This window comes from Rhodopirellula halodulae, from assembly GCF_020966775.1.
Lineage (GTDB): Bacteria > Planctomycetota > Planctomycetia > Pirellulales > Pirellulaceae > Rhodopirellula > Rhodopirellula halodulae.
This window is the reverse complement of the sequence record NZ_JAJKFV010000004.1, coordinates 118606-132054: the sequence shown is the minus strand read 5'-3', so window position 1 is coordinate 132054 and position 13449 is coordinate 118606. Positions and strand designations below refer to the sequence as shown.

Genomic DNA, 13449 nt, shown 5'->3' with positions numbered 1-13449 from the left:
GTCGCGAAATGACCATTCAATGCTGTGTGGCGTTCTGTTTGGTCGCAACCTCTCTGGCCGCGTCTTGTCGGACGGCGTCATGCGGGGCCAATCACGGAAATTGCCGAAGCGATCACTTTACTTCCAGGTTCGAGTAGGCTTCGCGAATCAACGCTTCGCCGTGCTGCCGTTCGAGTCGGCGGATGGTGAAGTGGGCCCGAGCGAGATCTTGGTAGTGATCGATGAAGTAGCTGTTGATCAACGCTCCGCCAACCGCACCAATTACTGGGATCGCCTGAGCCGCCAGTTTCTCACTGACAACGACGCCAAATCGCTTGCCAATTTGAGCCACCAAGCGAACCAAAGGTGGAGCAGCTTGGTCACGCACGCCGTGTTTCAAAATGTAGGTCGATGCGTCTTTGATCTGTTTGGCCATGGCGGCTCGTACGGCGAAGTATCCGATCTCGGTTTCATCATCGATCTCGGCATCATTTCCCGGATCCAATGCGAAGACTTCCAAGCACGCCAAACGTGTTTCGACCTGCGCCAAATCCTCGCCTTCACTGCGTGCGATATCCGCGACGCTACGTAGAATCAACACCGTTGAAACGGGCAATTCCGCCACCACGGTCGCTCCGCCCAACGCACCTCCCGCGGCCCCACTCAAACCGGCCAGGACTTTGTGTGACAGCAGTTTGGGTTTGCCCAATTTGCCGCCCGAGCCCTCGCCTTCGCCCAGTGTTTTGAGTGCCACGTCCAATGCGACGTGCAGCGATTTATCGATCGCCGCATGGACTGCGGATTCGACACCGTCGGGCAGCATGCGTAGCGAAGCGGTAATCGGTGCACCAATCATCTCGGTCAGCCGATCCGCGATCCCATGATGCTCCAACGTCTTTTTCGCGATTCGAAGTTCTTCCAAAGCATCAGCGGGAAGTTCGTCCGTCAGCAAGTTCTCGTTCAAAACTTTGTTCTCCGATGAAGCGACGATGCGTCGAGAATGGTTGATGAGTGTGGGCCAAACCTACCATCGCTGCGGTGAGTCTCACTCGGGTTCGGCGATCCAAATTTGATCGAACAGTTGGGTGGCACGGACCTTGCGTGGAGATTGCACCAGCGACACACCCACGTGAAAGCCGGCTACCAATCTAGCTGCGCAGGCCAGTTCAGCAGGCCAGTTCAGCAGGCCCGTTGAGCAGGATAGCGTTGGCGATTCCGTGTTGTCTGTCTCACTGTGCAAATTTGTGACCAACCTTTCCGAGGATCTACGATATGGCCAAGACAACGACTGACCACTCGACTATCCAACAATGGGTTCAAGAACGCGGCGGAGTTCCCTCCACCGTCGAATCCACCACCCGATCCGATAGCGATGTTGGGTTGCTTCGCATCGACTTTCCGCACGGCGGACGCAACGACGAACTGTCGACGATTAGCTGGGAAGATTTCTTTGCCAAGTTCGAAGAAGCTCAACTCGCGTTTCTGCACGATGACGAAACCGCGGAGGGAGACGTCAGTCGTTTCTGCAAATTCATCCAACGCGAAGACGCGTGATACTCACGGCGATGTCCAAACATGGTTTCCAATCTTGAACCAAGCAGCTCCGAGCTCACCCATTTCGAAACACTGGACGGAAGGGAGTTGCACTGCCAAGTCGACGGCCCCGCGGCGGCGGATTTATGTTGGGTGGTGGTCCATGGACTGGGCGAGCATGTCGGGTGCTATCCAGATTTTGTTCAGCGGATGACGGACAAAGGACGCGGGGTCGTCCTTTATGATCAACATGGTCATGGTGAAAGCCCCGGTGCTCGTGGCGATGCACCTAGTTTTGAGACGCTGGTCGACGATATCACGGTTGCACTGGATTTTGCCGCTCAGCAGTTTCCCAGTGCCGAATTGGTTTTGCTTGGTCACAGCATGGGCGGCAACTTGGTACTCAATCAATTGCTCGGTCGAGAAAACCAGCATGTCCGCCGCGCGGTGGTCACCAACCCAATGATTCTGCCGCCCAATCCACCAACCCGACCGCAAGCCTTCGCGGCTTGGCTGACCGGAAAGCTGATCCCGCACATTCGCGTTTCGGCATCGATCGACCCGACACAATTGACGCAGGACGATGACGCACTTCGCAAAATTGCAACGGACGAGTTGGTCCACGAAAGCTTGTCGATTGGGATTGGCAGCCAGCTTCTCAATCACGGAATTTGGTTGCTGGATCACGCAAGCGAGCTTGAACATGACTTGCTGGTGCTGACGGGCAGCGAAGACGAACTCTGTGATTCCCAAACGACGGTTGACTTCGTTCGCCAAGCGGGATCGCATTGCCAACATGTCCCGCTGGTGGGCATGAGGCATTCGCTCTTGATTGAAGCGGATCGCGATCGCGCTTACCGAGCCATCGAGGCGTGGCTGGAGGCGACTTCCTCGGAATGACTGCCCGCGCGGAATGACTGGTACATCAGTTGCGGACCTTGATTTCGGGTGAACCGTTGGGTTCACGTTCCGTCTGTTCTTACCAGGAGTCAAACATGGGAACTGCTACCCTCTCAAAAGATCAATGCATTGAAAATTGCCAGAACTGCCAGACAACCATCCAGGACATGCTCACTCGAGTGTGTTTGAAAGAAGGCGGCTCACACGTCGAGCAAGAACACGTCAAGTTGATGCTGGATTGCGCCGCCGCATGTTCGGCCTGCGTCGACTTCATGAGCCGAAACAGCGACTTTCACTCGCATTACTGTCGTGCCTGCGCAGAGATTTGCGATGCGTGTGCGAAGAGTTGCCAGCAGGTCGGCGACATGGACGCCTGTGTCGAATGCTGCCGCAAGTGCCATGAAAGCTGCTCGGCAATGGCCGCCTGATCGACCGTCAGCCCGGATGGGTAACCACGGCGGGCAATGCGATGGGTGCGTTTGCGTTGCGATCGCACCCACCCATCGTCTTTCTTCGCAAAACTGATTCTCGGCAGGAGTCTTTCTTCGCAGAGGACTTTCTTGGCCGGGCATTCTTCGCAATGCTCTTTGCAGCCCGCGACTTGTCCTTCTTCGTGTGGTTCGGTCGTCAAACTGGCTAGCGAAAGATTCACGCGTCGCGATCAGCATCTTTTTTCGAAAGAATCATTCGCTCGATTGCATGTCCCCGCCTATTCATAGCGTAGGCCGCTAGCACTCAGGGAAGCGATAACGGAACGTTCTCTTACCTTGCCGGGATCTATTGATTGACGCCCGTTGTCGCTTGGCATCGCAACAGTGACGGATGGGATAGCGATGACTTTGACCGCAGCTATATTTTTCAACTCATGAAGTGACGGCTGCTACGAGGACGGCTCATTCCGAACGCGATTCGCGGACATCGACCGCCTCCAGTTGGTCTGGAACACGTCTTTGTATCTGTTCAGCTGCCACTTCATTGTCCGCTCTCCACCGCCAGCGATTGCGAACGTTGTTTCTCACGACGTGACACCATCCCGCTTCGCTCGCGTTCAGTTCTCAATGCAAATCAAGAGTCTCCATGCGTCGCAACGCGTCCATTTCTATCTCTGCTCGATGTTTCGTTCCTGCGTTTCTCGCTGGTCTTTTATGCAGCGGAATCGCCAACACTGGCGTCGCCCACGAAGGTCACGAGCATTCGTCGGAAACCCTGGTTGCCAAGTCCAGTGCGACCGATCCGAATCTGCCCAGCACCTTCCAAATCGGTGACGTGACCTACGCTTGGAAGCACCGTGCCGACCTCGGCCAACAATCGGACGCGCTGGCCGCCGCGGCCAAAGGCGGACTGCACAACAACGCCGACCAAGACCCCGTGACCAAGGAAGTTGTGACGGTCGTCAGCCGACATGGTTTGGTTGCACTGGATGCGGAATTGAAATCGTGGAGCTTGGTTGAAAACCAGGACCCCAAGTTCGCGGAGGGAATGAACTCTCACGGAGCGGACTGTTTTTTGTTCAACGACGAGTCCTACTGGGCCTTCGCCTCCACCAACACCGGCGAAGTGGTTCTTTCCAAACGTGGTGAAGTGGTCGCTGTTTTGACCTCACCTAAAGGTGGCGAATTCGAAAACGAAACCATCAACAGGTACTACGCCGACGGAGGCAAGTTCGCACCATGTGATGTCGTGTTTGCACCCGAAGCGGAATCGCTGATCGTCGTGACCGGCTACGCACCTGGTGACTACGCGTTGACCGCCAAGTTCGTTGACGGGAATTGGAAATGGACCGGTGCGGCTTGGGGTGGCAAAACCAGCCAAGGAGGCCCTTTCGCGACCGCTCACGGCGTGGAAGTGACCACGATCGATGGAGACGAAGTGATTGAAGTTGCCTCGCGTGCTCACGGACGTGTCTACGGTTTCGATGCCAAAGGCGAAATGCAAAAGCTGCCCGGAACCTCCGAGGAAAAATTCATCCAGTTGCCACCTCGTTCCAACCCATGCAATCTCGCTCTGTTCGGCAACGAAATGTATCTGCCGTTGCTCAATCCTTTGGCCGACAGCAACGGTGTGGCTCCAGTCCTGATCGTTGCCGATGGCAAACCGGTCGGGCGATTGGTCCCGGCCGATTACGACGGCTTGCAATACATGCATCACATGCATGGTTTTTGTGCCGTTGAGCGTGATGGCAAACTGTTCGGGATTGCCCTGTCATGGCCAAACGGTGGCGAGAACCAGAAAGGCAAACGCAACGATGGCCAAATCGCGATCTTCGAAGCGGTCGCCGCCGAGTGAGTGATCTCGCGGTCGCCATTCTCCCCGCGAAGGCAGCGTCAGCGTTTGCAACTACGATTTCACAAGCTCGCCGCAGATGGCATGATGTGACACAGCGTCGGTGATTCGCGAATGTTTGGCATTTGGCCCCGGCGTTGTTGAACCTCAATCCATTCGGAGTCCATCGTGGCAAAACTGACGATCGTCGCCAGTATCAAAGTGAAATCGGATCAAGTCGACTTCGTGAAATCGCAACTGGAAAATCTAGTTCCGATCACTCGCGAAGAAGCGGGCTGCGTGCAGTACGACTTGCATCAGGACAACGAGAACCCGGCCCATTTTCTGTTCTTTGAAATTTGGGATTCTCGCGAATTGTGGCAGGACCACACCAACAACGACCACATCAAAGCGTATCAGGCTGCCACCGAAGGTATGGTGGAAGAGTTCGTCCTGCATGAGTTGACACACATTGCTTGATTGGGAAGAGGCCTGATTGGTGCTTGGCCTGATTTGTATGCGGCCTGAGTGGTGCTTGCTCTGCTGTTGGTACGAACAGAGTCGCCGTTTGCTCCGCAAAGGATGCGATCACCATCGCGGCTTCCACGGGGCAGCCAAGCAACTCATGCAAACGTTGGTCAGGCCGCTCGTCAGAACGGGCTGATGTCGTCGGAGGGCTCAGATTCCGTTCCGAATGGATCATCCATCTGGATCGTCGCTTCGGCGGCTGGTGTCTCTGTTTCGGTATCTGATTCGATGATTCGCAAGGATGCCGATTGACGTTCATCGTGCATCGCTTTGTAAGACCCGGACATCACCCGGTCTTCGCGGCCCTCACCTGTCTCGACAATGATGGCGGAATGATCCAGGACGCCGCGTTCTTTCACATTGATCGCGACGCAACGAGTTTGGCACAGACCGCAGCCAACGCATTTGTCAGCCAGAACAACCGGCGCCGTGAACCCCGTTCCATCCACCGGATTGCCTTGCGCATCCACCTCGACGCCCACCTGTGTGTATTCAATCGCGTCGTAGCCGGCGGAAATGCATTCTTGAACACACAGGTCGCATGATTCTTTGCCGGCAAACGGCAGACAGGTTGTCTCGTTGACGATTGCCAATCCCATTCGAGCGTGCCGTTTTTCATCGAGGGGCAACGCGCGAATGGCACCGGTCGGACAAACTTGGCCGCATGCGTTGCAACTCGATTCGCAACCGGCCCAATCCGCTTGGACCACCGGCGTCCAAAGTCCTTCCAGTCCCTGTTCGAAACCCAATGGCTGCAGCACGTTGTTGGGACAAGCTTTGAAGCATTCGCCACAGCGAATGCACATTTCCAAGAACTCTTGTTCGGGAACGCTGCCCGGCGGACGTATGGGGCGAAACGCATCGGGATCATCCAAGTTGGCTCCCAAGCCTTTGCCTAGCACGGTGATTCCGGCTGCCCCCGCGATGCTAGCGGCAGACCCGGTCGCCAGCGAAAGAAAGCCTCGGCGCCCCAAGGAGGTTTCGTGCGTTGGTGGATCGTTCTCAACCTTCAACTGGACCAAGTTGGAACGTTCCACAAACTTGATCGCATGGGTCGGACAGACTCCCGCGCAGGACTGACAAAGCGTGCAATCCGTGACGCGTGTGGTGAAGTCCGGCTTGATCGCATCAAACGGGCAAATTTCGACGCACTTGTTGCAGTGAATGCAACTGGATTCCACTTTCCGCTCGGTCAATCGAAACAGGTTTCCAAGTGAGAACACCGCTCCGCTGGGACAAACGTATTTGCACCAGAACCGAGGCCGCAAAAATCCCAGTCCCAGCACCGCGAAGAACATGACGACGCTGACGATATGCCCGACGTTCATGCTCGGTACCAAATGCCAGCCACGAGTAGCCCCGCTTTGCAATGGATCAAACAGGAACAAATACCCGCGTGTGACAACGGGGATGGCGGCAAAGAAACCGGACACGAGCAGGCCGGCTGAAGCGGCCAGCAAGATTCCCGCGAGCAAGTAGTACTTCACATGCACCCACCACCCTTCGTCGGGAACTCGCCAGCGTTTGGTTCTGCCTGCAATGGCCCAGTCGAACAAATCGATCGTGGTGCCCAGCGGACACAAGTAGCCGCAGAAGCCTCGGGGCACACAAACGCAGACGATCAAGATCGCGGCGGCACATGACAGTGACCATACCCAACTGCGTGAAGCAATCGCGGTCGACAAACTCAACAGCGGATCGATCATCAAGAAGGTCTCCGCTGGAATCCATTCCTTCGTGTCCAAGTTTTCGGTGTAGTGATCCGGCCATGCCAGTGGATCACGATCGGTCGCTTCAAACTCCTTGGACAATGACATTCCAGTGATGACATCCACGAACAACGGACTCAAATCTCCGACTGGCCGCAAAAGAACGGAGTCTTCTGACTTGTCGATCACCGCGAATTCACCGAGCGCGTTCTGTTCGGGGGAACTACCCGACGCCGCTTGCTTGGATGTCAGAAACCAAGTGGCTCCCGCCTTCCAATCATTGCCCGAGTGGTCACGATTGTTGGCTGTCTCGTCGCTCTTGGTCGAGAAGCTTGCTTGGAACGTTGCTGCTTGGCTGTCTTGGTCGAACGCAACAAAGGTCACGTCCGCCAAAGTGTTTGTAAGATTCGGTTGGGCGTGATACGGCCAGCACACATAGAAAAACAACCAACAGAACACGATCAGGCAAGTGGCTTGGCTCAGGCGTCTCAGCGGCGATGCAACCCAGCTTGGGCCCAATCGTCGCAACCAACGTCGCAGCAACCCGCGCTGTTTCGTTTGCCAATTGGATTGCAAACCGGGCAGCAGTCTCCGAAAGGTTCGGCCGAGAATGGAACCGCTGGGGTTGGTGGAGGGTGGCAAACGTTTGATCGCCGGCAGATACCAATCCAAACGCAACCGCGAAGGCGAGCGGCGATCTCGCCAGCCGGTTTGAGCCAAAACGATTGCCAGCGAGAAGCTGATCGCGGTGACCAGCCATCCCCATGCTCGCCCTGCGTCGCTCCACTGATCCACGGCACCCCAATCAAAAAACAAGGCACCGCCGAGAAGCAGTGCCATCAAGCCGAGGATGATCGCCAATCCACGGCTGGCAACCGGCGTGATCTTGGCTTCGCTCATGGCAACTTCACCTGCTTCAGCAGTCCCAAATGCCAAGTGATGTCACCGTATCCACCCTTTTGATATTCGCGATCGTCGGCTCCCTGAAACAACATGGTCAAGTTGTCCGGATCGATCACCAGGCGTTGGTCGTGGCCAGCACGCAAGAACTCGCCATGGCTGTAGGACGTCGCCCAAGAATCTTCTTGGTTCACGACATTGCGAACGGAGACAGCCGGCTTTTCACGACTGGCGGCGAGAGGGCTCCATGGCCCATCCAGATGATTCGCGACGAACAGTTTGAAGTATCTGCGTTTGCCGTGTTGGGCCTCGACCAACGTCACGTACTGCTGGCGATCGCGGATACGGTAGGTGTGGCTGGCTTCGAAGATATCCGCCGTCAACACCACCTCGGGTTCGCTCCATCCTTGGTTAGGAAATTGGTCCAGCCGAGTTTTCGCGTGCCACATTTGGCCGTTCAGCGATGTGAAGAGCAAGTGAGCCAACGAGTCATCACAGATCACCCAGTAATCCAGTCCGGCTTTCTTTCCTTCCGGCACGACGTACAACGCTGCCGGCTTGGTCCATGATTCGGCATCGTCAATTGAGTCGTTCGTCGAGTAGCACGGTCCGTAACTTAGCCCGCGAGACTCATCGACGGCTTGGTAGATCAGGTACCACTTCTTCTGCGGCTCGAAATAGAAAATCTGCGGGGCGCCGTGATACTGCATCGTCAGGTCCAGCAATCTCCAGTCGGCGTTGGCCGCGTCGGGCCAGTCTTCAAAGCTGCAGTACCCGATTCGAATGCGTCCGTCGCCTTTGCTCTGGTTGCGCAGCGTGCAGAACAGATGCCAGCGATCTTGGTAACGCACAATGCTGGGATCTTTGACCGCCACCCACGGGTGTTCCGACTCTGGGAAGTGTTCTTGGTTGACGGAAACCAACCGAGGCCCCACTTTCCAATGAAAGTCACCCGATTTCCAGACGGATTCTTCCGCGATGGCACGTTGAACTGCCAGAAGCGATGTAATCGTGCCAAGTAATACCAAACCAAGCCAACGCATCATTTTGCTCCTTGTGCCAAAGCGCGAGCCGTCGCATTGACGATGGCTTGCGAAGTGATCGTGGCCCCGCTTGTCCCATCGATCTCACGGACGCCTTGTGTGTCGATGATTTGTTTTGGCGTGTCGGTCAACGCCGCGTAAAACTGTTTCTCTTTATGTTGTGTCACCTCCACTGATTCGATGCGACCACTGGCGACGGTAACTTGGACGTGCAAGTCGCCGTTGTAGCCTCGAGCGTGATCGCGGTAGACGCCATCGGCAACCTTGCTCACGTCCGCCTGTTCGAACAAGCGAATCGCTTCGATGGAATCGCTCGCTCGTCCGCGAAAACGTTGGAGGTATTCCGCGTTCCTCGCTTCGTTGCGATCCAGAATTTGTTGGTAGTACCGAAGGGCTTCTTCGTGCTTGCCCGCCGAACGAAGTGCGTCGCCGGCGTTTAGAAACGCCTCGTTGAAGGCCCGCGTTTTCGCGAAACGATCGGCGACTTTCAAAGCTTGGTCCAGTTCGCCCATTTCGCCAAGAAGCTTGATCGCATCGACATGCAAGGATTGCCCACGAAGCATTGCCATCGCCATCGCTTTGTTGCCCAGTCGGTAATAACACTCCGCCAAGTGAACCCCGGTTGGCTGGTTCACTTTGGCATCGGCTTTCTCGTACCAATACGCCGCGCGGGGATAGTCTTGAAACAGCTCGAAATACTTGCTGGCCAGAGCCGAAGCATCACGCTTCAACAGTTCGCGATTTCCTTGATGCAGGTCCATGCATTCGTAGATCAGCTTGACTCCGGATCGCCATCGTGACGGATTGGGATTGACCCGTCCCCACATGTACTGGCCCACGTTCTTGGACTCGTTCCACGGCCCTTCGGCTTTCATGGGCCAACTGAGGTCCAATGACTTTGGGTGATTGAGGGAGGTGCTGTCCAACCAATCCGGATCGCTCGCCCCCAGTTCAGCGATCAATTGTTTCACTTCATTGCGGCTGCGTTGCACCGTCTCGCCATTGGAGACATCCGAAGTATCGGATGAAGCGGACTTCATTGGATTGATCACAAACCGTTTGCCGCCAAATGTCACGGCGTGGATCGCGGAATAGGAATATGTGCGAGAGACCGTTTGCCCCGCGATGGAAGATTCAAAATCAAACTCCTTTTGCGGCTTGCGAATCTCCAGCACTTTTCCGCTCAAGGTCGTCCCGTTCAGAAACTCAACGCTGTCTTCGGCGGATACGACCAAACCACCTAAGAGCAGCCATCCCAACATCGCGATCCGAAACCCTTGGATGCGCAGGATCCGAACTGTTGATCGGTTGTCAATGGATTGATTCATCAAGTCGTCTCGTGGTGGGGATGGATGGAGGCAGGCGTTTCTTCATGCTGACGGTGGATCGTTTTTTATCGAAGATCAGCCCTCGTTCGCTCTGGCAACGCGAATGATTGTAAGTGGTCACGAATCAGTCATGCACGGACGGTGGCTCGATTCTCGTTCGGTCGTCCAACAACAACCAAAACAGTCCCGGCCGGATCAGGAATTCCGCCATCGTTGCGGTGATCAAGCCACCAAGGATGACCGTGGCGACGGGGAACAGAATTTCTTTGCCAGGCAGATGGCCACCGATCACCAGCGGCACCAAACCCAACCCGGTGGTCAGGGCCGTCATCATCACGGGAGCCAATCGATCCAAGCTGCCCTCGACAATCACGTTCTCCGAGACTCCTTCGTCTTGAGAACGCTTGAAATAGGTCGAGACAAGCAGTAGCCCATTCCGCGCGGCGATCCCGCCCAAGGAAACGAATCCCACGGTCGCCGCCACGGAAAACGTTTGGCCGGTGACATACAACCCGAGGATTCCTCCCACGAAGGCGGCTGGCAGTGCGATCAGCAATTGCAAAGCGATGTTGAGCGAGCTGTACGTCGAAATCAGCACGAGCAAGACTCCCACCAAAGCAACCAGACTCAGCCAAAAGATTCTCTGGTTGGCTTTCTGCTGTGCTTCAAACTGCCCTTCGTAGGAAAGGAAGTATCCTTCGGGTAACTCAACCTGGGCGGTGATGCGGTCTTTGATTTCAGACACCACGCTGCCAACATCGCGTCCCAGCGTGTTGACGCGAACGACGATCCGCCTTCGACCATCTTCCCGATGGATCGTGTTGGGCCCCAATGTTTCATAGACTTTTGCAAGGGTTCCCAAAGGCACCCGTCGCCCATTGGGAAGCTCCATGGGAACCCGATGCAAATTCGCCAAGTCACGACGTTGCGACTCCTTCAGTCGAAGCAAAATGTCGAATGTGCGCTGGCCATCGATTAGCTGAGAAACCTCTTGACCGTGTAGCGCCGTTTCAATGAAGTGATTCACAAATCCGGCCGTTACACCGTGGTACGCCAGCATGTCTTTCTTCAACTCCACACGAATTTGTGGCGTCGGTTGTTGCTGCTCCACGATCGGTGGTGCGATGCCGGGGATCGATTCGATGGTGTGCTTGATGTGCTCGGCTTCTTCACGCAGCGTTTCGAGATCATCGCCGTACAGTTTGATTGCGATCTGCGCGGTGACGCCCGAAAGCATGTGACTGATCAGGTGCGCAATCGGTTGTTCGACTTCCGTTTCAACACCCGGCACATGCTCGACCGCTTCGTGCAACTGCTCAATCAGCTCTTCTCGACTCAGCCCACTGTCCGGATTCAGTGTGATCACATACTCGCTGATGTTCACCCCCATCACATGTTCGTCTTGTTCGGCCCGTCCCGTGCGACAGGTGAACCAGAGCAAGGGCCCCGTGGGATTGGTTTCGGACTTGAGCAGCTTCGTCAAATTGCGATCCGCCATTTGGCTCAGTTCGCGACTGACCTCCAGCGATGTTCCCGGCGGTGCGAACAAATTGACTTGGGCTGCACCTTCGTCAAACGGTGGCAAGAAATCCCGCCCCATGTTCCAGGCCACCACGGATCCAACAACACACCCCATGCCCAGGACCGAAAGCGATGCCGTCAATCCAACGGGATGCATACTGAACCGAATGATCGGCCGGACGATGCTTTTCAAACCCCGAAGCAGCCAACCGTCCGTTTCCCGATGAGTCGCCTTGGCTTTGGGCAGCAAGAAAGAGGAAAGCACCGGGGTGACCGTTAGCGAAACCAACGTCGACGCGGCGATGGACACCAGATACGCAACTCCCAGAGGCGCAAACAGGCGACCTTCCATCCCAGTCAGCGCGAACAACGGAGCGAACACAATCACCACCAAGACCGTGCTGACAATGATTGCATTTCGCACTTCCACGCTGGCGTCAAAGATCACCGCCAAAGCCGACTTCGGTTTCGCGGACAACGCGTTTTCTTTCAGTCGCCGTGCAATGTTCTCGACGTCGACAATCGCATCGTCGACCAACTCGCCCATCGCGACCGCCAAACCACCCAGCGTCATGACATTGATCGACAGACCCAACCAACGGAACACCAATGCGGTCACCAACACCGACAGCGGAATCGCGGTGAGCGTGATGAAGGTGGTCCGAAAGTTCAGCAGGAACAAAAACAACACCACCACAACCAAGATCGCACCGTCACGAAGTGCCTCCAAGACATTCGCGACACTGTGGTCGATGAATTCCCTTTGCTCGTAAGTGGTCTGCAGTTCGACGTCCGCCGGCAGCGACGGCCGCAACTCCGCGAGTGCCGCATGAACCGATTCCGTGACCAATCGTGTATCCGCACCCGGTTGCTTTTGAATGGTCAGTACAACTGCTGATTGACCGTTGACGGACGAATCCCCACGTTTGATTTGAGCCACCTCGCTGATCTTCGCGACCTGCTTCAACAGCAATGCTCGCTGACCAGTGGATCGGATCGTGGTCTCACCGATCTCATCGACGTCGACGTAGCGTCCAATTCCGCGGATCAGAAATTCCTTTCCGTCTCGGCTGATGAACCCGCCCGTCACGTTTTGGTTGCTGTCTCGTAGTGCCGATTCGACCTCCGCCAAACTCACTTCGTATCGGTGCAATTGGTGCTGGTCGACTTGCACATGGATTTGCTTTCGATCACCGCCCATGGTGATGACTTGTGACACGCCGGGGATCTTTTTCAGCCGCTGCCGTACCACCCAATCCGCCGTGGTTCGCAGTTCCATCGGCGACGTCGATCCATCGTCGCTCCACATCGCCACCAAAGCGATCTGCCCCAACAACGAGGAACGTGGTCCCATCTGTGGCTTCACCCCCGCCGGCATTTGATCCACCACCAGAGTCAACCGCTCCTGAACAATTTGCCGAGCCGATTGCACGTCGGTGTCCCAATCAAACTCGATGTTGATCACGGACAATCCAATCCCGGAAGAACTACGCACCGCGATGACTCCCGCGGCACCATTCAAATTCGCTTCCAAGGGAAACGTCACACGTTGCTCGACCTCTTCAGGTGCCATCCCTTCGCACTCGGTCACGATCACAACGCGGGGGCGAGTCAGACTTGGCAACACATCGATCGGCAATGTCTGCGCAACGATGCTGCCCAGTACCATCACGGCGATAGCGGCACACAAGATGACCAACCGATGCCGAAGAGAAAACTGAATGATGAAATTCAACATGAAACGAA

Annotated in this window: 10 protein-coding genes; 4 read left to right on the top strand and 6 right to left on the bottom strand. The window is 55.8% G+C overall.

Annotated features, from left to right (window positions below; genetic code table 11):
* Nucleotides 1–112 precede the first annotated feature (112 nt).
* Complete coding sequence (locus tag LOC70_RS04385; protein WP_230252102.1) at nt 113–943, bottom strand: EcsC family protein; 831 nt, start codon at nt 941–943, stop codon at nt 113–115.
* A gap of 308 nt (nt 944–1251) precedes the next feature.
* Here LOC70_RS04385 and LOC70_RS04380 point away from each other — a divergent pair, with 308 nt between their 5' ends.
* Entirely contained in the window at nt 1252–1533 is a 282-nt protein-coding gene (locus LOC70_RS04380; RefSeq protein WP_230252101.1) for a hypothetical protein, read from the top strand.
* A 21-nt stretch (nt 1534–1554) separates the two neighbouring features.
* Nucleotides 1555–2412: an alpha/beta hydrolase gene (locus tag LOC70_RS04375; protein WP_230252100.1), complete on the top strand. Its 858-nt coding sequence runs from the start codon at nt 1555–1557 to the stop codon at nt 2410–2412.
* 301 nt (nt 2413–2713) lie between these two features.
* On the opposite strand, the gene LOC70_RS04370 is transcribed toward LOC70_RS04375, so the two are convergent.
* Nucleotides 2714–3064 carry a hypothetical protein gene (locus tag LOC70_RS04370; protein WP_230252099.1) on the bottom strand — a complete coding sequence of 117 codons (351 nt, stop codon included), beginning with the start codon at nt 3062–3064 and terminating at the stop codon, nt 2714–2716.
* A gap of 425 nt (nt 3065–3489) precedes the next feature.
* On the opposite strand from LOC70_RS04370, the gene LOC70_RS04365 reads away from it, so the two are divergent.
* On the top strand, nt 3490–4698 hold the full coding sequence (locus LOC70_RS04365; RefSeq protein ID WP_230252098.1) for a hypothetical protein: 1209 nt from the start codon (nt 3490–3492) through the stop codon (nt 4696–4698).
* Nucleotides 4699–4863: 165 nt separating this feature from the next.
* A complete protein-coding gene (locus tag LOC70_RS04360) occupies nt 4864–5154 on the top strand; it encodes a putative quinol monooxygenase (RefSeq protein ID WP_230252097.1) in 291 nt (96 codons plus the stop codon).
* Between the two features lie 170 nt (nt 5155–5324).
* Here the strand turns inward: LOC70_RS04360 and LOC70_RS04355 are convergent, their stop codons facing one another.
* From LOC70_RS04355 to LOC70_RS04340, 4 genes are all read right to left on the bottom strand, one after another.
* Nucleotides 5325–7811, bottom strand: coding sequence for a 4Fe-4S binding protein (locus LOC70_RS04355; RefSeq protein WP_230252095.1), 2487 nt, complete (start codon nt 7809–7811; stop codon nt 5325–5327).
* Entirely contained in the window at nt 7808–8857 is a 1050-nt protein-coding gene (locus LOC70_RS04350; protein WP_230252093.1) for a non-reducing end alpha-L-arabinofuranosidase family hydrolase, read from the bottom strand. Before LOC70_RS04350 ends, LOC70_RS04355 begins: the two co-directional genes overlap by 4 nt.
* The gene (locus tag LOC70_RS04345) at nt 8854–10182 is read right to left on the bottom strand and encodes an FMN-binding protein (protein ID WP_230252091.1); all 1329 of its coding nucleotides are present in this window, start codon (nt 10180–10182) and stop codon (nt 8854–8856) included. The genes LOC70_RS04350 and LOC70_RS04345 overlap by 4 nt, the downstream gene beginning before the upstream one ends.
* 124 nt (nt 10183–10306) lie before the next feature.
* On the bottom strand, nt 10307–13441 hold the full coding sequence (locus tag LOC70_RS04340) for an efflux RND transporter permease subunit (protein WP_230252090.1): 3135 nt from the start codon (nt 13439–13441) through the stop codon (nt 10307–10309).
* Nucleotides 13442–13449: the final 8 nt, after the last annotated feature.